Raw genomic sequence first — 20,633 nt, 5'->3', positions numbered from 1 at the left:
TTGTGCAGGACCCGGAAGCGGGTCCGTCTTGTATTCCTGGAGGGAAGACCGATGCAGTCCTATCCGGATCTTGAGGGAAAGGTGATCGTCGTGACTGGCGGCGGGAGTGGTATGGGGCGTGATGTCTGTCTGGCGCTTGGGCAGGCCGGCGCGCGCGTCGTGCTTGGCAATCGAAATCAGTTGGACGGTCAGGCGGTGGCCGACCAGATCCGGGCGCAGGGGGGTGTTGCCTTGTTCCAGCAGACCGATGTCGCCCGCTCCACGGAATGTGCAGCGCTGGTTGCGCGAGCCGTTTCGCATTTCGGGCGTATCGACGGTGCGTTCAACAATGCCGGTCTGCAACGTGCATTCAATGACATGCACGAGACGCCCGATGAGGATGTCTCGGATGTCATCGACGTGAACCTCAAGGGCGTGCTCTACATGATGAAGCATGCTGCGCGGGCGATGCTCGAAGGCGGCGCTGCTGGCAGCATCGTGAACAACAGTTCGATCTTTGGCCTGAAGGCCATGCCGCGGCTGGCTTACTATGTGGCCGCGAAGCACGGTGTTGTCGGCGCGACGCGTGCTGCGGCACTTGACTATGCGGCCCACGGCATCCGTATCAACGCCATCTGCCCGGGACCGATCAAGACACCGAGTCTGGATCGCGTGACCGGCGGGGACGACCTCATGTATGCCGGCGGGGTGCCGATGGCGCGGATCGGTACGCCCCGGGAGGTCAGTAACGCCGTGTTGTGGCTGCTTTCGGCACAGTCGTCCTATGTGACCGGGACCACGCTTTCAATCGATGGCGGCATGTGCGCCGCCTGACCGCCTTGCGGCAGTGGGTGCTCAGGCCGCAGCAAACCACCGTGCGGCGAAATCGTCGGCGCCGACAGGCTTGCCGAACAGATAGCCCTGGGCTTCACTGCATCCCATCTCGAACAGGCTGTCGGCCTGCTCGGCGTGCTCCACGCCTTCGGCCAGCGCCTTCAGCCCCAGGCTGCGGGCCATGGCGACGACGGTCGCGACAATGCTGTGATCGTTGCGGTCACGCAGCATGTGACGCACGAAAGACATGTCGATCTTGAGCTTGTCTGCCGGAAAACGCTTCAGGTAGGCCAGCGATGAGTGGCCGGTGCCGAAGTCGTCGATCGAGATCGTGAATCCGGCCTTCACCAGTTCGTGGGTGACACGCATCGCGCTTTCCGGGTCGCGCATCATTCCGGATTCGGTGATCTCGAACTCGATCTGGGTTGGGGCAACCCCGGTCGAGCGTGCGATCGCCAGCGCACGCTGAGCAAAGTCGTGTTGCTCGATCTGCTGAGCAGCAACGTTGATGGCGACACGGCCGTTGAGGGTGTGGCCCAAGTGCCGCCACTTCCGCAATTGATGGCATACGGTGTTCAGCACCCATTCGCCGACCCGCGTCATCATGCCGCGACTTTCGGCGATGGGGATGAACTCCGCCGGGCTCATCCAGCCCCAGTCAGGATCGAACCAGCGTAGCAGGGCCTCCGCACCGGTCAGGCGGCCGCTCTCGATGTCACACTGCGGCTGGTAGTGCAGTTGAAGTCGCTGTTCGTTCAGGGCGTCGTTGAAGCGCATGGCGACTTCCAGGCGTCGCGCCAGTTCGTGACCCATTTCGGCACCGTAGAAGCAGAATCCGCTACTGGTGGTCTTGGCCCGGTACATGGCGATATCCGAGTGCTTGAGCAGTTGCCGGCTGTCCTGGCCGTCTTCCGGATACAGGGCAATGCCGATGCTGGCACCCAGGGTGAAATGCTGGTTCTTGGCGGCGATCGGTGGTGCAAGGGTACCGATCAGGCGTTCGGCGATCACGCTGGCGCCAGTGCGATCGGTCTTGTGGGCAATGACCACGAACTCGTCACCGCCCAGTCGCGCCAGGGTCTCGTCCTGGCGCAGTGCGGTCTCGAAGCGTCTTGCGACCTCGGTCAGTACCAGATCGCCGCAGTCGTGCCCCTGGGTATCGTTGATCTCCTTGAAACGGTCGAGATCGATGAACATCAGCGCAACCGGCAGATTGTGGCGGTCTGCATGCGCCAGCGCCTGGTTGAGGCGGTCCTGAAACAGCGCACGGTTGGGCAGGCCGGTCAGGGCGTCGAAGAAGGCGAGTTGTTCGATCTGGTGCTCGGCCGTCATCCGCTCGGTGATGTCCTGGACCGTACCGATTGCACAGATCATCTGGCCGTCATCGTCGAACTCGAGCTCGGCGCGGTTCTCCAGCCAGAGCGCCTGCCCATCCAGCTCGATCCGGTGCTCGACACGATACGGCTTACCGAGTTGGGCATCCCGCCAGGCCTTGTCAACCCGGAGCCGGTCTTCGGGATGAACCCGCGCCAGAAACAGCGGGTAGTCGACCGGCGTATCGAGTGCCAAGCCAAACAGACGGTAGGTTTCGGCCGACCACTCGAGAACGTGTCCGCCGCGACCGTCCGGATGCAGGCTCCAGCTGCCGATGCGGGCAACGGATTGCGCCTGGCGCAGCATGGCCTCGTTGCGCAGCAGGCGTGATTCGGCCTCCCGCCGCAGGCGTTCCTCGGCGCTGATTTCCTCAACGACCAGCAGGATATCCGTTTCGCCCGATCCTGACGCGATACGGCGCAGCGTGACGCGCACTTGCTTGCATAGTCTGTTGGTGACGGTTTCGAGCTGCAGGGGCAGGGCTCGATATTCTGCACCGTGGCGCGCGACCTCATGCGCGCGCTGCTCAAGTGCTGGTGTGGCAATGATGTCTGCAAGCCTGCGGCCGGCCACCTCGTTGCGCGAGAGCGCGAACATATTACGGAACGCACGGTTGGACGACAGTACAGACAAGTCGGATGACAGTACCAGGATGCCGGCATGGATGCTGTCAAAAACCACTTCGGCGTGGTTCTTCAATCCCAGGATGGTCTGGTCGCGTGCCGCGATATAGGTGTCAATTGCCAGGCTGACATCGAACAGCACGATCTTGACCAGCGATTGCGCCGCCGCCATGAAGTCCTGCCCTTTTTCGTTCAGGCGCGTCTGAACCTCGGGAAACAGATCGACCAGATAGTTGGCGTAGGCACCCAGATACCACGATGGTGCCAGCCCCACATGGTGATGCACGCTGCCCACAAGCAGGCGGTCCAGCACATAGTCCCGACCGTAGTCACCGGCAGTGAGACCATCGAAGTAGCGCGCCTGACTGTTCTGCAGTCGTTTGAGTGTGGCGGGGTCGGACAATAGCTTGCCGGTCTCGTCGAACTCGCTCAGATGGCGATAGAAATGCTCGACAAAGGTCGCGGTATGCGCCTTGAGCATTGCATTGAGCTCGCGCAAACGTGCTGCGTCGTCTGTGGTGAAGTTCAGGAAGGCCTTGCGGCGCTCGATTGCCTCGTCATCGAGCCCAAGTGCTGCAGCAACATCGTTCATGTCGAAATGCACGGGTCACATCCTGTCTGCGGCCGGGGAGGCAATCTTGTTGTTCGTGGTATCGAGCGCATCTGATGGTGCTTCTGTCGAATCCGCCAAACCCGTTGCTACCGTTGAGTGGGACTCCGGCGGGCACATACGCTGGAGTTGAGTGCGGAGAGGACAGTGAGAGTGCGATGCGACTCTATATCGTTTGCTATAACCCTCTTTTAAGTATTGTGATTCAGAACGGTGTGCGCGCCAAGCAGAAAATGCTGACTGACTGCATAAATGATGACTTCAGATGCCGCTCCAAGGCCTGCCAGGTGAGTCTGCCGGTGGCGGCGGGGTTGTCACCCGCCCTACGGCGGTGTCGGGCGGGTAGGGCGGGATGAAATCCCGCCGTTGGTATGAATGACAGGAGCCGCCCGGGGCTCCCATAAGGGAGCGCGCCCGGGCGGTGCTGGACTTAGCGTCCGGCAGCCTGCAGGGTCTGCAGGGTGAAGTCCTTCGAGCTCATGCCCGGGACGTTGGTCTTCCACGATGCCGAGTCAACCAGGAACACGGTGGCGTGATTGCGCTGGAAGTCGATGATGGTGCCGCCGGCGCTACGGACGTCGGTGAAGCCGTCTTCCGCCTTGGCCGGGTAGGAGTGGAATTCCATCATCTTCCAGAATTCACCCTTGCGGTTGTAGGCTTCGCCGTAATAGATCCGCGGATACTTGGTATCCACATACAGCACCTTCTTGCTGTAGGGGTGCTCGGACGGCGTGATGGCTTCGATCACGTAGACCTCGCGCGGCTCATAGACGTTGTTGTTCATGTTCCAGAACGGCGCCTTGTTGTCGAGTACCGGGTACTTCTCCTCGAAAGTCTTGCCACTGCGGTTCCACAGCTGCTGCTTGCTGTTGGCCACTGCCAGCACCGTGCGCTTGCCCAGCATCTTGTATTCCGGATACCAGCAGGGGCGGGCGTTGAAGATCTCGAGGTCATCCTGCAGCTGATCGGACGAGCCGACCGGGTCCATCCACGCACCGCCGGACAGGCGGCGAACACGGCGCACGGCCGGAATGTAGGCCCACACGTCCGGTACCTTGGCCGAGTCGTACATGATGGTGAAGGTGCCCAGGCCCTTCATGTCCGACGGTGCCTTGAAGTACAGCAACTGACGGCCGCGCTCGCTGCCGTCGCCTTCGGTGGCGTCGCCAGAGAGTCGCCCCTTCATCGAATAACGGATGAACTCGGCCACGGGTTCGGCATGGACGCCCTTGGTGCCGTCGATCAGCACCTGGGTGAAGAAGGGCGCGTGGGCCAGATCGCCACTCAACTGGCCGAGGTGCCAGTTCCAGATCACCTTCTCGGCGGCCTGGGGGTCCTTCATGTCGATGGTGGGGAAAGGCTGGCCCGCTTCCCAGCCGTCAACCTGACAGGTTTCGGCATTGATCTTGGTCTTGCCCGCATTGGCTTGCGAGGCCTTGACCCACTTCGGATCGAGCGGAATCTCCTTGGCCTTTGCCAGCGGTACCTTCATGCCGCTGTTGCGGATACGCCATTCCATGCGCTCGGTGAGCAGGCTGGCAATGGTGTGGCCTTCGAAGGTGTCGTTCTTGATCTTGTCGATGTTCTCGGCAGAGATCACCGTGCCAGCCGGCAATTCGGCGGCCTGGGCGAGGCTCAGGCTGCAGATGGTCAGGGCGGCAGCAAGCACACCCATCAGGGGCTTTTTCATCATGGTCATTGGGTTACTCCCGTGGGTCAGAACAGATAGGTCAGGCTGGTGTACAGCTGGTCGCGTTTGTGGAAGTAGCCGAACAGGGCGGACTTGTCGCACATGCCGGCATTGGGGGCAGCGCACTTGTTGCCGTTGCGGCTCTCTTCATTCCAGAACTTGTCGTACTCGACCTTCCAGCGCCAGTTCTTGGCCAGCTCGACGGTGACCGAGGGCACCAGGAAGCCACCACCGTTGCTCAGGTCGGTACCGACGACCAGTTCAGGGCGAACGCGGCCGTTGTCATAGCTCATGCTGAAAATACCGGTCAGCAGCACGTTGTGCTCCTTGGCGCGGCCACCCCAGCCGACCGAGTTCAGCAAACGATCATCGCCGTCGTAGTTCTGGATCCACTTGTCGAACAGCTGCACCGAGAAGAACATCGGCTTTTCGGTGCCGAGCAGCGACTGGGTGAATGCAAGGTTCTTGTCCATGCGGATCATCCACGCCAGCACGTCCTTGTACTTGATGCCGTCAAAGCCGGGGGCGACCACCTGTGAGGCCAGTGAGCCGGGGATGGCGGAGAAGTTGTAGGGTGCGTCCTTGACGTAGGCGACTTCGGTGCTGAATACCGCATCGGCCCACTCTGCATAGCCACTGGCGGTAAAGCCGAACACATCAACCGTCGGGTAGATGATGTTGCCAAACAGGCCTGTGGTGTCTGCGCGGCCTTCGGTTTCCACCGGGCTGGTGCCGGGAATGCCGTTGAACTTGCTGGTGCCGTTCATCACCGGGCTGGCCCAGTAGGTTTTCAGGTAGGACAGCGAGTAGTTGATGTCCCCGGCCATGCCGCTCCAGCGGATACCGCCGGTGACGTCACGCACGTCACCTTTCTTGTTCTCGTAGTCGTAGGGGTCGATGTTGCGGAAGTCCACGCCGGCATAGGGCTGGCTGGACCAGCGGCCACCGTAGATCTCGAGTTCGGTTCCGATGTCCTTCTTGCGGTCCCAGCCCGGGCGCACGAAGACTTCCAGGCCGCCGTCCAGTTCGGGGACGTCGATGTTGACCTTGGCCATGATGTTGGCCTTGCGCAGTTCTTCGTTGGCCGGCTCAAGGAAGGAACGCCAGGTCCAGTCGAAACCGTGCACCAGGTCGTTGGCGGCGAAGAAGTCGGTCTCGCCCCAGGCGATCTGCTGCTTGCCCAGGCGTACGCGGGTACGGTCGCCAATGCCGAAATCCACATACAACTCGCGGATCACGTCGCTGATCTCGTTACGGTTGTACAACTCCATGATATCGCCGTTGTGGTAGTTGTGCGCGCCCATCTTCTCCAGATGGCGCAGGAACGGCGTTTTTGCTTCGCCCACTGCACGCAGCTTGGCAACGACCGAGACGTTCTCGGCGGCCTTCCAGTCCAGGTTCAGACGGGCCGTGGTGCGCGCCATCGACAGTTTGCCGCGGTCGTCGTAGCCCGGGGTGTCATCCCAGTCCAGCGTGTTCCACGACAGCTCCTGACGCAGGTAGCCATCGATCTTCAAGCTGCTGTCTGCTGCGTACACCGGCAGGGCACAGCCTGCCGAGACCAGGGCGAGGGTGACTCGCTTCAGCAGTAGGGGCGCGCCTGCCCGGGGTTTTCTCTTGTTGTCCATACTGACTCCCTTGAGTTGGGTGGAAAGGTGCTGCGCGTGAAATGAACGTTGTCAGGCCAGGGCAGGACGGGCGTTTGCCAGCGGCGCCCCTTGCGCCTTGCCGAAGATGAATGCGGGACGGAAGACCTTGATCACTGCGGGCATCACGAACAGTGCCGACATCGCCGAGATGCACAGCCAGATGGCCATCAGCAGGCCCATTTCGGCCTGGAAGCGCAGTGAGGACAGCCACCAGATCAGGGTGCTGACAATCAGCACGCCGGCAGTGACCGCCACCCCCATGCCGGAGGAATGCAGTGCGTTGCGGATCGCCTCGTCCACCGTGCAGCCACGGGCATACTCGCCCTTGATGCGGTCTGCGATGTACACCGCATAATCCACGCCCAGGCCAATGCCCAGTGCGGCGACCGGAACGGTGTTGATGTTCATGCCGATACCCTTCCACGCCATGAAGCTGAAGGTGAGGGTGTTGGAAATGATCACCGGCAACATGAACAACATGCCGGCCACCGACGAGCGGTAGGTCACCATGCACACCACCACCAGCACCACCAGGGCTAGGGCGATCGATTCGATCTGGCTCGACAGGATGATTTCGTTTACCGCGGCGATCACACCAATGGCACCGCCGGCCAGTTGCCACTGACCGTTGGCGAGCGGGTTGTCGGCGATGAACTCCTTGATCCGTGCGACTGCGGTGCGGATGGTCTCGCCCTGGCGGTCGCGGAACATCAGGGTGACCGCACCGTTTGACGCGTCGCCGTCGACAAAGCGATCCATGTCGCCGGGCTCGGAGACGGACTCCAGGATTGCCATCAGGCTGCCATTGATCGCCTCGTCATCGCTCAACTCGAGGTAGCGCGGGTTGCCCTCGCGCAGGGTGCGGTTCATCACTGGCAGCACGTCGGCAATCGACACCGAAGCACCCACTTCCGGCTGCACTTCGATGAAGCGCTGCAGTGCGTTCATCGCCAGCAAGGCTTCGCTGGTTTTCACGTAGCCCTCGTGACCGTCCTTGCCGAGCACGATGAACATCCGGTCCACGCCCTGAAAACGCTGGTTGATGGCCGCAGCGTCCAGGTTGTAGCGCGATTCGGGCCACAGGATGGGCGAGCCCGGCAACGGGTCACCGATCTTCAGGTTCAAGGCGTAGAGACCGGAGCCAAGGATCACCAGCGCGCTGCAGCCCACCACCACGTAACGGAAGCTGGAAGTCCCCATCCACACGCCGAAGTCGAGCACCCGGCGCAGCAGCGGGGTGACGTCCAGACCATGCACGTAGCCGTGCGGGTGGCGGATGAAGGACAGCAGGATGGGGGTCAGCAGCAGCGCGCTGACCACCAGGGTGGAGACCCACACCACGGCCAGCAGCGCCAGCTTCTGCAGCATCGGGATCGGGCTCATGATCACCACCGCAATGCAGGCGGCGTCCGACACCACACCCAGCATGCCCGGCCGCAGCAGGTCACGGATCGAGGCCAGTGCGGCGTCGCGCGAGGTCTCGCGGCCGCTTTCGATGCTGACGATCTCGTCGTTGAAGCGGTTGATGATCTGTACTGCGTGCGACACGGCGCGCGAGGTGATCAGCATCGCCACCACGATCACCAAGGGCTCGAAGGTGATGCCCAGCAGCGCACACATGCCCAGCGCCCAGGTCGCGCTGACCGCACCGGCCACCAGCGGCAGCAACACGCTACGCCAGGTCCGCAGGATGACGAACAGCATCATCAGGGTGACGACGACTGCCAGGGCGATGATCTTCATCGTCTCCGGCAGGTAGTGGTTGACCCAGCCGAACAGGATGGGGTCGCCCACCATGCTGACCTGCACCTTGTCGTCTTCGAAGCGTTCGATCAGGGCCGAAACTTCGTTGAACACCTTGCTGTAGTCCACCTCACGATCGATGAAGTCCACCGTGATCAGTGCTGCTTTCAAGTCCTGTGATACATAGGCGCCGTAGACCAGGGGGTTGCGCAGCACGGCGGCGCGCAGTTCGGCGATCTCTTCGGCGGTACGTGGGGCATCCGGCCACATCAGCGGGCGGGTTTCGATGCCTTCGGTCGAGGCGCGCACTTCCTTCAGCTTCTTGCTGGCCAGCGAGATGATCTGGAAGGGGTTGACTGCAGAAACCTCGCGCAGACCCAGGGTGATGCCGCGCACCTTCTCCAGCACTTCGGGCTGGAAGATGTCGCCTTCACTGGCTTCGACCATGATCGTGACCATGTTCGAGCCGCCGAAAGTGTCCTTGAATCGCTCGTGGGTTTTTACATAGGGATGGCTCGAGGGCAGCATGTCCTCGAACACCGTGCGTACGTCCACTTTCAGAGCAAAGAATCCGAGCACCAGGGTGGTCAGGAAGATCAGCGCCAATACCCAGGCGCGCTGACGTATGCAGAACTGTCCGAATCGATCAATCATGGGTTGCGTCCGCTAGGGATGAGATGCAAGAAAAAGGGCAAGGACCGGGTGTCTTACTCGGCGGGCGGTGTAGTGGGGTTGCTGACGGGGCGCCACTGCTCACCAGTCCACAGGCCGACGTTGGCTCCGGCGAACCAGGTGCCCTCCGCAGTGGGTAGCGCGCGGGTGTGCCAGCTCATGTCGCGGCTGTCGAGCTGGCCGTGGCGGATGTCGGTGACAGAGGCATCGGCGTTGAGCCAGAGCCCCTGGTCGCCGGCCACGATCCAGTGTCCGCGGGCAGCGTCCCAGACCACGTCAAACAGGTGGACGGCGACACCGCTATCGATCGTCTGCCAGGTCTGACCACCGTCCTGCGTGCTCAGCACCACGCCTTCCAGGCCGACTGCCAGGCCATTGAGCGGGTCGCGAAAGGCGATGGCCATCAGGGAGCTTTCGACATCAGCCTGGTGTTCGGTCCAGGTCTGGCCGTTGTCCGTGGAATGCAGCATCTGGCCAAACTCACCCACGACCCAGATCTGTCCGTCGCCCAGCAGAGCCAGATCGTTCCACGCGGTGTCCTGCTCAGGGCGGCGGCGTTCCCACTTCTGGCCGTAGTCGGTCGATTGCAGCAGGGCGCCCATCTCGCCGACAGCCCAGGCTACACCGTCCGCGGCAACCCTCACCCGCACCAGCTTGTTTGCAACCTCGGAGCGGGGGGCGTCGGTGATCTGTACCCAGGTTTCGCCGCCGTCGGCGGTGGTAATGATTACGCCATCGTTGCCGATTGCGATACCACGTCCGGCATCCCAGGCTGCGATGTCCTGCAGTGACTTGCGGGTACCTGTGTCGAGCTGGCGGGTCTCTCCGCTTGGGCTCAGGGCAACGATCTTGCCTCCGCTCCCTGCGAGCCAGAGCCCTTTATCGCCATGGCTGGCAATCCCGTAGTACTGGTCTCGGCGCTCCAGCACGGGCGGGCGTACGGTCTCGCCGACAGGCTGCGGCTTGATGAAGAAGGCTGCCCATAGCAAGGCGGCAATGATCGACCATGGCAACAGCATGATGATCGTGTCGCTCATCACGCCAACCAGGCCACGTTTGGGCACTACGGAGGAGGAGGCCGGTATTGCACTTTTCGGCGTCACGTTTTCGGGGATTCTGTCCATTTGCAAGGGGCTCGTTGGGCTCGTCGTTTAGCCGCCTTTAGGTACGGCGGTTCATAGCCGCAAAGCTAGGCCTTCGCTCCCTGCGGGACTATCCCTTCAACGCACGCCTTATCCCATTCGTGCAAGTGATATCCGCGGTCTGCATTCAGACATGTAAATGCATCGAATTTATTTAACTAGGAACAGTTTGTGCTTAAACAAAATCTGCTTGAGGGTACGGGGAGCTTGTCCCCCCGCATGTAGCGAAGTCAGTGATCTAAAAGCACTTTTCTGCACCGTATCGGCGCATTGATGCACGGTTGTTGTGCATGGGTACGCGGGCATTGATCCCCCTTTGAGAGGGGCCGCTGGGTTCAAAACGAAGAGGTCGTTGCGATGAACGTCGATAAACTTGCACCCTTGCCGGCTGTCGGCGAGCTACTGTCCAGATATGCGCTTTTTCATACCGAGGACATGGACGAGGCGCGTCGCCGCGGGGCGGACGTGTTCTGCGATCACCGCCTTGATTTTGCGGGCTCGAGTCGCGCTTTTGATGCCCGCATGTGCTTCCGTCGCTTGCGTGGCATTGGCGTCGGGCGGATGACGTACGGTGGCGATGTTGCAATCGAGCCTGGACGGCTTGAGGGCTTCACGCTGGTGCAGATGCCCTTGAGTGGGCATGAGCGGATCCGTAGTGGCGACGAGCTGATCGATTCTCACCCAGGGGTGGCTTCGGTGATCAGTCCCCATCGCCCGGTCAGCATGCAGCATCGCGCGGGTACCGAAAAACTTTTCATCCGCATCGATAGCGCGGTGCTGGAGCGCCATTGCATCCAGCATCTCGGCCACGATCTGCGCGACCCCATTGATTTCCGTCTGGACATGAGCCTGGACAGTACGGCCGGGCAACGCTGGATGCGCGCGGTGCAATGGTTGATTGCCGAGGCGGGGCAAGACGATGAATCGGGCGGGGCAATGGCGCTGAGTTCTCCCCTGTTGGCGGCGCAGATCGAGCAGATGCTGATCTCGATGCTGCTGATGTGTCAGCCCAATACCTACAGCGAGCGTCTGCGTGGTGAGTCGCCGTCGATCGCGCCTGCCTTCGTCAAGCGAATTGAGCAGTACATCGAAGAACATGCCGATGAGGCGCTGACCATCGTGGACCTGGCCGAGCACGCCGGCGTCAGCAGTCGCTCACTGTTTGCAGGGTTCCGGCGCTTCCGCGATACCACGCCGATGGCGTATCTGAAGGAGGTTCGGCTGAAGCGGGTGCACGAATCGCTACAGCGGGCGTGCGATGGCAATACCACGGTGACCCGCGAAGCCCTGCGCTGGGGCTTCTCGCACCTTGGCCACTTCACGGCAGCCTACAAGCGGCGCTTTGGCGAGAGTCCGTCGGAAACCTTGGCGCGTGGGTGAGGGCTTCTGTTTTCCACGCAATTTGTTCGGGATAGTCCGTGTTCCACTACTCGAATAGCACAGGTGTGCTACACCGCACAAGCGGTGAGTTTGCACAGGTTTGAGCCGGAGAAACAACGCACCCTGAGGATGCGTGACCGCCATACAGGCCGAAGCGCCAGTTCATGTTTCGCCGGTCCAGCTTTAGCGTTCTGATTCGCCAACAGGCAGGCTGGTCGGTGTGGGGGCGAGCGCCTCTTCCTCCATCAATGGGAAGTCCTCTTCATCTTTCTCGACCTCTTCGTCGTCGGTCGCGATCAGCGACGTGTTCAGAAACACGTTCAGCATGGCATCGGCTTCGGCCAGTGTGTCGAGTACCTCCGCACCCCCTTCGGCCTGCCCGTTGGTTTGCAGCACCCCCTGGGCATAGTCGAACTGCGCTTTGAGGGCGCCCGGTACAGGCTGCATCAGCCCCATGCCCACGGCAATGGCGGCTTGTTCGGGCGGGAGGGTGCCGTCCTTGAGCGTCAGTTCGCCGTTTGCCCGCAATGTCGTGGCCAGCGACACCGGGCCATCCAGGACGTTGGCGGGGGCTGCGACGATCTGCAGGTGGCCCTCTACCGCACCCTGTCCAACTGTGCCTGTCAGCCGGGTAATGCCAATCGACAAACCGCTGTTGATCAAGGTGGTCAGTGCCTTGCGGAAGCTGATGTCGTCTTCGGGGCTGAGGTTCTGCAGACCGGCCGTATCGCTGAACACCCGGTGCAGGGTTTCCAGGCTGGCTTTGTCCAGACCGGTCAGCGAGATGTCGAGGTTCAGGTCGCGCACGCTGACACCGGCGATTTCGCCAGCACGCAGGCCGTGCTGTACCACGCCATCGAGTCGGTCGGCGCGCTCGACAACCTCGGTTGCATGGCGTACACCCTGCAGGTCGATGGCCGAGGAGGCGATGCGCTCAACCTCGATCACTGTCGTGCCGGTGCCGATCCTGGTATTGGTCAGATTCACCGCCATGGTGGCGCCAGTCAGCTCCAGATCATCCTCGGGGCTTGCCATTGCGAGCTTGCCGATGCGCCAGTCCAGCTTCAAGGTATTGTCGGCGACGACGACGCTGCCTGTCGACGGGCCGATGGCAACCCGAGTCTCACCATCGTCAGCGACGATGTCGGACGTGCCGAATTCGGAATGCATGGTGCCATCATGACCCTGCCGGCCAGTGCCTTTGATCTGAAGACTGTCACCGAATACCGGCGTCAGGGTGTCGGCCAGCTCTCCTGTTGGCTGCACTGACCACTCGACGCGCAATCTTGAGTTGGGCAGGATCAGATGCGACAGTGTGTAGCGCACTTCCATCAGCGGTCCGGGTGCAAGCTGGTCGCCCGGCCCCTGGACGAATGCCACACCGAAATGCCCGGATGAGGACAGCCAGCCGCGATCATGCTGCAAGGGCCCAATGATGAGTCCGGTTTCGGAGACCGGCCGGGCGGCGAAGTCGCGGATGGCTTGCTCGGCAAGGCTTGAGCCGTAGACACTGGCGCCCAGCCAGACAGCTGCAGCGACGGAGATGGCGAGGGTGGCACGTTTCAGGGTCTTGCCTGGATGACTCATGGAGGACACCAACTGGAGTAGCGTTACGGGAGCGTGGCGACGGATTCTGCCACAGGCCGTATGCATAATCCCGATTAGTTTTCAGGCTTGGATCGTTTGTTCACGCTTGACGAGTGCATGCGTTCTTCCGGCAGGGGTGGCGGCGGGTCGGCCCATGGCCACCGCCGCCACCCTATGGGTCACCGGTTTGCTGGTTCTCTCAGCTCGCCCACTTCCATTCCATCCGTGTGAGCTCAACCGCCACTCAAGGCCTGGACGATGGCAACGGTATCGCCGTCATGAAGTGGCGTAGTCAGGTCGAAAACACCCTTGCCATTCAAAAAGATGCGCATGTGAGGGCGCATCCGGCACTGTTCGTCGATCATCCGGAAACGGATGCCGGGAAACTGGCGATCGAGGTCGGCGACGAGCGCGGACAGGGTCGCCCCTTCGGCCTGGACATGTCCTTGTCCGGCCGTGTACGCACGCAAGGGCGTCGGGATCAGGATCTCCATCGTCGTGCCTAAGGTGTCAGCAACGCGGTTTCGACTGCGTATATTTCCGGAAGGTGGCGCGCGATGCAGGACCACTGGCCCCCTTCGTCCGCGCTGGCCCACAGTTCGCCACTGGTCGTGCCGAAATAGAGACCGACTGGATCCAGCTTGTCTGCACACATGGCCTGACGCTTGACTGTCCACCATGCCTGCTCGGCGGGCAGGCCGGCGTCGAGTCTTTGCCAGCGCTCCCCGCCGTCGCGTGTTCCCCAGACCGCAGGGCGCCCGTCGGGGCTGGTGCGGGGCCAGACGCCGCTGCCGTCCATCGGAAACACCCAGGCGGTGTCGGGGTCGCGTGGATGCAGCACCATCGGAAAGCCGATGTCGCCGACGCTGGCGGGCATGTTGCGGCCGATGCGGACCCAGGTGTCGGCCGGCCGGTCGATGCGGTAGATGCCGCAATGGTTCTGTTGATACAGCCGGTCGGGCTGGCTCGGGCACATGCGGACGCAGTGCGGGTCATGATAGGTCGGGTCGTCGAGGTCGAAGCCTTCCACGACCTCCAGCCCCTTGAGCAATGGGGTGAATGTCCGCCCGCCGTCGGTGGATTCGTGCACCCCACCGCCCGACATGGCGAAGTACAGGTGCGCGGGGTCGCGTGGATCAACGATGATGGAATGCAGCTTGGGACCATCGGGGGTGCCGTCCTGGGCGGTGCCCATCCACTTGCGGTACTCGGGATCGTCATTGATGCAGGAGCAGGGCGACCAGGTGTCTCCGCCGTCTTCAGAGCGGAACAGCCCTTGCGGGGAGGTACCGGCATACCAGACCCCCGGTTCGTTGGCATGGCAGGGGGTCAGCCAGAAGGTCTGCTGCACGGCACGGCCGCTGCCGTCTGTCGTGCTCGTGAAAGCGGGCGGGCGTCTGGCCTCCTGCCAGTGCTGGCCAAGATCGGTGGATCGGAACAGCGTCGGGCCCAGGTGGCCGGTACTTACGGCCGCCAGCAAGGTGCAGCCGTCACGCGGGTCGAGCACAACGTGACTGACGATGTGCCCGAGGAAATGCGGCCCATCCACGCGCCAGCGCTGACGTGCCGGGTCGCCATGAAACAGCCATGCGCCCTTGCGTGTGGCGACGAGGATCAACAGACGGGCGTCGGATGCCGCGAGTGCGTTGGTTGTGGAGTCGGACTGCGGTAAGGGGGTGAGGGTCATCGCGAGGTCTCCTGGTTTGCCTGGGGTCAAGCTGCCCTGAGGGGGCGGCGTATTGACCCGACGAGCGACCAGGTACCAAATCGACATCGTCACAAAAAAAATCCCGGTCGCTTTCACGACCGGGATTGAAGCCGGCGGGGAGGTCTGGACGAGTCCAGGGAGAGGAGAGGCAACCCCGCCTGGGGCAGAGAGAAGGGTGGGCTTACTGGCCGACCAGGGCCAGTACGCGCAGCGGGCTGCCGGAGCCGTTGCGGATCTTCAGCGGTGCGGCAATGATGATGGTGCCTTGTGGCGGCAGTTGATCCAGATTGGTCAGGCACTGCAGGCCATAGCGATTGTTGCCGTGCATCAGGTAATGACAGGGGAAGGGCGTTTCCCAGGCATAGGACTGACCGGCGTCGGTGTTGATCGATTCGACGCCAAAGCCCAGCACATTGCGCTCGTCGATCAGCCACTGCACCAGGCCTTGAGCCGGGCCGGGGGTGTGGGGACCGTCTTCACGGGCGTTCACGTAGTCCTCGGGCATCTTGCGCTTGGACCAGTCGGTACGCAGCAGCACCCATGAGCGTGCCGGAATCTTGCCGTGCTGCGCTTCCCACTTTTCCACGAAGTCGACAGTCAGCAGAAAGTCCGGGTTGGCAGCGGCTTCGGCACTGCAGTCGATGACGCAGGCGTGGGCGATGAAGTTTTCCACCGGAATCGAGTCTACCGCGTTGTTGGGGTGATCCTTGCCGCTGACCCAATGCACCGGTGCGTCGAAGTGGGTGCCGGTGTGCTCTGACATGGAAAAGTTGTTCCAGTACCAGGCGGGGCCGCGTTCGTCGTAGCGCGAGATCTCTTCCATGCGGAAGGGCCAGCACTGGCCAAGTTCGGGCGGCAGCGTCAGCGACGGAAATTCCGGCGACAGGGTCTGGGTCAGATCGATGACGCGGATCTTGCCGGCCAACAGGTCGAGGGCGAAGCGGGAAAGCGAAGAGGACTCGGTCATGGAAATCTCCCAAAGGATTGAACGATCATTGTCGGTGGCGGCGCGGCAAGGTGAAATCCGAAATCCGCAGCGACCTATCCGGATCGCGCAATTGCGGTGAATCAGGCGGCCCTGGTGATGCGGTTTGCGGCCATGTGGCAAAAAAGCGGGAGAGGCCCGGAGGCCTCTCCGCGCAAGGGCGACCTACACGTCGCACCGTCATGGAACCGTAAGCGGCTGTCGGACTTGAGGCGGATCGGCTGTGCTGAATAGACGATGGTTCAAGTCCGGCGACCTGCTATCTCTGAGCCTGTGCCAGCGGATGGCCGCGGCGCAGCTTGTTGCCAAGTGCGTAGCCCTGAACCTGGGCTGCACGGGTGATCAGCAATCCCTTGAAGTACCAGCCGGCACCCAGCGCAGCCACCGCAGCGGCGGTGCCGGCGGCGATCATCAGCCCGGGCTGAAGCAGTGCGGCTGCCAGCAGGCCGATGCTCAGCAGGCTGCCCACCGGCACCAGCACGCGACCGCAGGCCAGCAGGGCGCGGCGGGTGGATTGCGGCGCGTCGGACGCCAGCATGCGGCGGTTGTAGCGCAGCCAGGTCGCCAGGCGGAGGATGCACAGGGCCAGCAGCACGCTGATGGCCAGCACGTCAGGCTTGCCGGTCAGGGTGCCGGCAAGCACCAGCAACGCACCGCCCTCGGTCAGCCCGGTGGCGATGATCAGCCAGACGATGGTGGGCTCGCGCCAGGCGGGAATGCCGCGCGCCGCACGCAGGATGCGTCCCTGGCAATACAGGAACAGCAGGCCTGCTGCACCTGCTGCCCAGGCCAGCGGTGCGATGCCGGTCAGCAGGGCAGCGACGCTGAGTGCGCCGATCACGCCGGCGACGAAGGCTTCGCGCGTCATCCACGAGGTTTGCGGATGGAACAGCACATTGAAAGCCCGCCACGGGCGGCCGATCTCGGCCCACACGCTGAGCAGTCCGATGCCGATCAGCGCCAGGGCGGCCAGCATCAGCTGCCAGGGCGGTGCCGCCGGAAAATGCTGCGCCACGGCCAGCGCGAGCAGGGCGCTGCCACTGCCGCCGCCGATGAAGTTGACCGCTGCCCGCCAGTCCCAGCTGGTCTGGTGCTGGGTGCCGAAACGACCGGTTTTGGATTGGATCATTTTTCGTTCCAGAGATAGAAGAAGCCGGGGTCGGTACCCAATTCCTCGTGCATGCGGAACCAGGTGTTCTCGGTCAGCAGCTTGGACACATTGCTTTCCGGGTCCTCGAGGTCACCGAAGGTCAGCGCATTGGCGATACAGGCGTTGGCACAGGCGGGTGAGGCTTCCGGATCGATGCCGGGCTTCAGCCCCTTGGCCAGACCGGCATCCACGCGGTCGGAACAGAAGGTGCACTTCTGCGCCACCCCGATGCGGCCTTCGTCAAAGCGGATCGCTTCGGTTGCGGTCGGCGTCTCGCCATAGGCAAAGCGCGCCTCTTCAACCTTGTAGCGGGCCTGGTAGGGGCAGGCCACCGCACAGTAGGAGCAGCCGATGCAGATGTCGTAGTCGATGGTGACGATGCCGTCCTTGCGCTGGCCGGTGGCGGTGCTGGGGCAGACCTCCATGCACGGAGGATCGGAGCAATGCTGGCAGCCGACCGGCATGAACAGGCGGTCGACGTTGGGGTACTCGCCCATCTCGACGTCGAGCACCTTGCGCCACTGCACACCCGGCGGGGTGGCATTGGTGTGCTTGCAGGCGGCGGTACAGGTCTGACAGCCGACACAGCGGTTGAGGTCGGCGACCATTACATAACGGGTCATTTCTTGCTCCCGAGTTTCTTGATCTTGACGAGAACGGCATCGACGGCGGAGCCGGTGCCGTCGACCAGGTCCATGTTCATCGGCACCAGATTGTTCAGGCTGGGCATGTCCAGGTCCTTGGCGTAGGGTGTCTTCCAGTGGCCGAACTGGCCCACCATGACGATGGTGTCGGGGCGAACCCCCTGGCGCAGCAACGCGCGGCCACTGGTGACGCCCACCGGTGAGGTCACCTCGATGCGGTCGCCCTGTTCGATGCCCATCGACTCGGCCACCTTGCTGTTGATCATGATGCCGTCGTGGCCGGCGACGTTGGCGGCAACCTCGCGGATCATCTGCAGGCTGACGTTACCGCCCCACGCGTACTGCATGCTGCGTGCGGTCAGCAACCAGAAGGGGTAGTCCGCGGCGCGGATACCGTAGGCTTTCTCATAGGCATCGGACCACAGCTTGTTCAGGTCCTTCCAGTTCGGCAGCGCTTCGTACTCGTGCAGCTGCTTGTCCCACCAGGTGACGCCCTGTTCGTGCAGGCGGGCGGAGAGCTCCTGGCCAATGCGCAGGATGCGTTCCTGATAGGGCAGCTCGAAGCGCAGGTTCAGGTCTTCCATGCGCGGGTACAGATACCAGTTGATCTTGGGGAAGGGCTTGACCCGGAAGCCTTTCTCCTTGAAATACGCAAGCCCGTCGTCCGCCTGCCCATCGGTGACGTCGGCGCTGGCCGCGCGGCACACCGCATCCCAGGTTTCTTCAACCGAGTGGGCACGGGTGACATCGAGCGAGAAGTCGTACTTGTCGGTCTTCAGCGGCAGGCCGGCAGCGCCCATGTTGATCATGGTGTTGTAGGCCTCGAGCAGGCCGGTGCGCTTGGCCAGTTCGGTGGAGATCCAGGTGAAGTCGCGCGCATCGCCCTGTGGTTTCACCACCGGTTGGCGCAACACCCAGCCCTGGCTGTCCCAGAACTGCTCGAAGTAATGCGTTCCGCCCAGGCGGATCAGCTGCGTGCTCTCGAGGTCGATCGCTTCGGGCAGCACCAGATCGGCGAAATGATTGGTCTCGTCCTGGGTGTAGGAGAAGGCGACGGTGTAGGGGAAGGTCGCCATCGTCTCGCCCATCTTGTCCGTCTCGGAGAACGAGATGTTCGGGTTGCAGCGGTAGACGAACCACAGGTCGGGCGGCTTGGGCTTGCCCCAACTGTCGGCGGCACGGCCCTGCAGGCGCATCCAGGTGAGCACGGTGGAGCCCATTAGCTGACTGGTCAGCCCGCCACCAATGATCGGGATCAGCGTGGTGTGACCATGGCGCACCTGGGGCTGTGCGGCCCACTGTTCCTTGTCGGTGGGGTTGAAGGGGTAGTCCAGGAAGCCGTCGGGGTGCGGCACGACCGAAGCCATGCGGTCGAAGTCCATGCCGGTGATGTGCACCGTGCTGCCGAGCAGGCCACCGGGGACTTCCAGGCCGCCGACCAGGGTCATCAGCACGGTGCGTGCCCACACGCACTCGAACGCGCCCCAGCCGTTGTTCACCCCCTTGCCCAGCATCACCGCCACCGGGCGGAAAGGCAGGGTGCGGCCTTCGAATTCGATGGTCTCGCCGATGCGGGCGTGGTCCACGAACTCGTTGGCAATGCGGCGAATGGTGGCAACCGGAACGTCGCAGATCGCGGTGGCCCATTCCGGGGTGTGTGGCTTGACCAGGGTGCGGGTGTGCTCGAACGCGGTGGTAACGGTGATGCCCTGATGTTCCCAGGTCTTGCCGTCAGCGCCCTGTTCCAGGCCGTCGACGTTGAAGCTGCCAAGCAGGGCAGGATCGGCATCGGCAGTGTCGAAGGGCACTGCGCGTTGCTTGCGCGCATCCCAGATCAAGGGTTTCTTGCTGGCGGGATCACGCACGAAGAAACCATTGGGCCCGATCAGGTAGGGCGAGCCGGTGCGCACCTTCAGGAAGTGCACATCCAGGTCGGTCAGCGGACGCTCGTGCAGCAGCACGTGCAGCATGGCGTACAGGAAAGCGGGGTCGGTCTTGGGACGGATCGGAATCCACTCGCTGGCCGAAGCGCCGGTAATCGACAGATGGGGTTCGATCTGCACCCGCTTGATGCCGCGGGCGCGTGCATCGGCGTGACGGCGCACACTGGTGACGCCGCCGGAGGCATCGATGTTGTTGCCGAAGGAGACGATGTACTCGCAGCGTGGCGTATCCGGGCACACGGTAAACGCGCGGTGCCACAACTCGCCATAGACGTGTTCGGTGTGATAGCACTTCACTGTGCCGCCAGCGCCCAGGCTCTGGTCCACCGGCCCCCAGGCGGCCAGGAATGAGGCAAAGGTGCCCATGTAGAAGTAAGGCGTGGCTGCACCACCAGTGGTGAATGCCACTCGTGGGTAGCCTTGCTCATCGACCAGGCTTTCGGCGCGAATGGCGTTGAGTCGGCCGGCAATGGTGTCCAGTGCCTCTTCCCATTCGATTTCGACCCAGCCTGGATCCTGGTCGCGCCCCTTCTTCGGATTGGTCCGCTTCAGTGGCTTGAGCAGGCGGTTGGGGTTGTAGATCTTCTGCACCAGGCCGTAGGGCTTGACACAGACCTTGCCATCGGCCGGATGCAGGCCGCGAGCATCAAAGTTGGGGGTGACCGTGGTGGCGACGCCGTCCTTGACCTCGACGGTCAGCATGTCGGGGCCATTGACGCACTGATAACAGTAGGTTGAGACCTTCTGGGTACTGCTCATCTCGTTCTCTCCTGGCGAAACCGCGCGGGGCAGGACGCTTGCGGCCGATGCCGGAAGCGATGGACGAGAGCCTATGCACCGGCCTTCATTGCTGCTATCCGAGAGCTGCAGAGGCTGTCCCGGTAATGCAGTTTTAGGTGTGGGGTACGCTGGATGGAGAC

General features: G+C 62.6%; 14 protein-coding genes. 2 read left to right on the top strand and 12 right to left on the bottom strand.

Going from position 1 to position 20,633, the window contains the following annotated elements; translation table 11 throughout:
• Positions 1-51: 51 nt before the first annotated feature.
• Positions 52-813 carry an SDR family NAD(P)-dependent oxidoreductase gene (locus DNK49_RS20360; protein ID WP_110529141.1) on the top strand — a complete coding sequence of 254 codons (762 nt, stop codon included), beginning with the start codon at positions 52-54 and terminating at the stop codon, positions 811-813.
• Positions 814-834: 21 nt separating this feature from the next.
• Here the strand turns inward: DNK49_RS20360 and DNK49_RS20355 are convergent, their stop codons facing one another.
• The 5 genes from DNK49_RS20355 to DNK49_RS20335 all read right to left on the bottom strand — a co-directional run bounded on the left by DNK49_RS20355 (position 835) and on the right by DNK49_RS20335 (position 10,211).
• Entirely contained in the window at positions 835-3,402 is a 2,568-nt protein-coding gene (locus tag DNK49_RS20355) for an EAL domain-containing protein (protein WP_133255135.1), read from the bottom strand.
• A 448-nt stretch (positions 3,403-3,850) separates the two neighbouring features.
• Positions 3,851-5,119 carry a DUF1329 domain-containing protein gene (locus DNK49_RS20350; protein WP_110529135.1) on the bottom strand — a complete coding sequence of 423 codons (1,269 nt, stop codon included), beginning with the start codon at positions 5,117-5,119 and terminating at the stop codon, positions 3,851-3,853.
• Between the two features lie 17 nt (positions 5,120-5,136).
• Positions 5,137-6,738 (bottom strand): DUF1302 family protein, encoded by a 1,602-nt coding sequence (locus tag DNK49_RS20345; RefSeq protein WP_110529132.1) that lies wholly within the window; start codon positions 6,736-6,738, stop codon positions 5,137-5,139.
• 51 nt (positions 6,739-6,789) lie between these two features.
• A complete protein-coding gene (locus tag DNK49_RS20340) occupies positions 6,790-9,156 on the bottom strand; it encodes an efflux RND transporter permease subunit (RefSeq protein ID WP_110529129.1) in 2,367 nt (788 codons plus the stop codon).
• A gap of 53 nt (positions 9,157-9,209) precedes the next feature.
• A complete protein-coding gene (locus tag DNK49_RS20335) occupies positions 9,210-10,211 on the bottom strand; it encodes a WD40/YVTN/BNR-like repeat-containing protein (RefSeq protein ID WP_211170905.1) in 1,002 nt (333 codons plus the stop codon).
• Positions 10,212-10,673: 462 nt separating this feature from the next.
• Here DNK49_RS20335 and DNK49_RS20330 point away from each other — a divergent pair, with 462 nt between their 5' ends.
• Positions 10,674-11,696, top strand: coding sequence for an AraC family transcriptional regulator (locus tag DNK49_RS20330; protein WP_110529127.1), 1,023 nt, complete (start codon positions 10,674-10,676; stop codon positions 11,694-11,696).
• 183 nt (positions 11,697-11,879) lie between these two features.
• On the opposite strand, the gene DNK49_RS20325 is transcribed toward DNK49_RS20330, so the two are convergent.
• The 7 genes from DNK49_RS20325 to DNK49_RS20295 all read right to left on the bottom strand — a co-directional run bounded on the left by DNK49_RS20325 (position 11,880) and on the right by DNK49_RS20295 (position 20,472).
• Positions 11,880-13,283, bottom strand: coding sequence for a DUF945 family protein (locus DNK49_RS20325; RefSeq protein ID WP_165843398.1), 1,404 nt, complete (start codon positions 13,281-13,283; stop codon positions 11,880-11,882).
• A gap of 233 nt (positions 13,284-13,516) precedes the next feature.
• Complete coding sequence (locus DNK49_RS20320; RefSeq protein WP_110529122.1) at positions 13,517-13,777, bottom strand: MoaD/ThiS family protein; 261 nt, start codon at positions 13,775-13,777, stop codon at positions 13,517-13,519.
• An 8-nt stretch (positions 13,778-13,785) separates the two neighbouring features.
• Positions 13,786-14,970 (bottom strand): glycosyl hydrolase, encoded by a 1,185-nt coding sequence (locus DNK49_RS20315; protein ID WP_110529117.1) that lies wholly within the window; start codon positions 14,968-14,970, stop codon positions 13,786-13,788.
• Positions 14,971-15,172: 202 nt separating this feature from the next.
• Positions 15,173-15,958 carry a cyclase family protein gene (locus DNK49_RS20310; protein ID WP_110529115.1) on the bottom strand — a complete coding sequence of 262 codons (786 nt, stop codon included), beginning with the start codon at positions 15,956-15,958 and terminating at the stop codon, positions 15,173-15,175.
• Between the two features lie 277 nt (positions 15,959-16,235).
• On the bottom strand, positions 16,236-17,105 hold the full coding sequence (locus DNK49_RS20305; RefSeq protein ID WP_110529112.1) for a DmsC/YnfH family molybdoenzyme membrane anchor subunit: 870 nt from the start codon (positions 17,103-17,105) through the stop codon (positions 16,236-16,238).
• Positions 17,102-17,749 (bottom strand): 4Fe-4S dicluster domain-containing protein, encoded by a 648-nt coding sequence (locus DNK49_RS20300; protein ID WP_110529110.1) that lies wholly within the window; start codon positions 17,747-17,749, stop codon positions 17,102-17,104. The genes DNK49_RS20305 and DNK49_RS20300 overlap by 4 nt, the downstream gene beginning before the upstream one ends.
• Positions 17,746-20,472 (bottom strand): molybdopterin-dependent oxidoreductase, encoded by a 2,727-nt coding sequence (locus tag DNK49_RS20295; RefSeq protein WP_110529107.1) that lies wholly within the window; start codon positions 20,470-20,472, stop codon positions 17,746-17,748. The genes DNK49_RS20300 and DNK49_RS20295 overlap by 4 nt, the downstream gene beginning before the upstream one ends.
• Positions 20,473-20,633 lie beyond the last annotated feature (161 nt).

It is taken from the genome of Parazoarcus communis SWub3 = DSM 12120, assembly GCF_003226565.1.
GTDB classification, from domain to species: Bacteria; Pseudomonadota; Gammaproteobacteria; order Burkholderiales; family Rhodocyclaceae; genus Parazoarcus; species Parazoarcus communis.
This window is presented reverse-complemented; position numbering and strand designations above follow the sequence as displayed.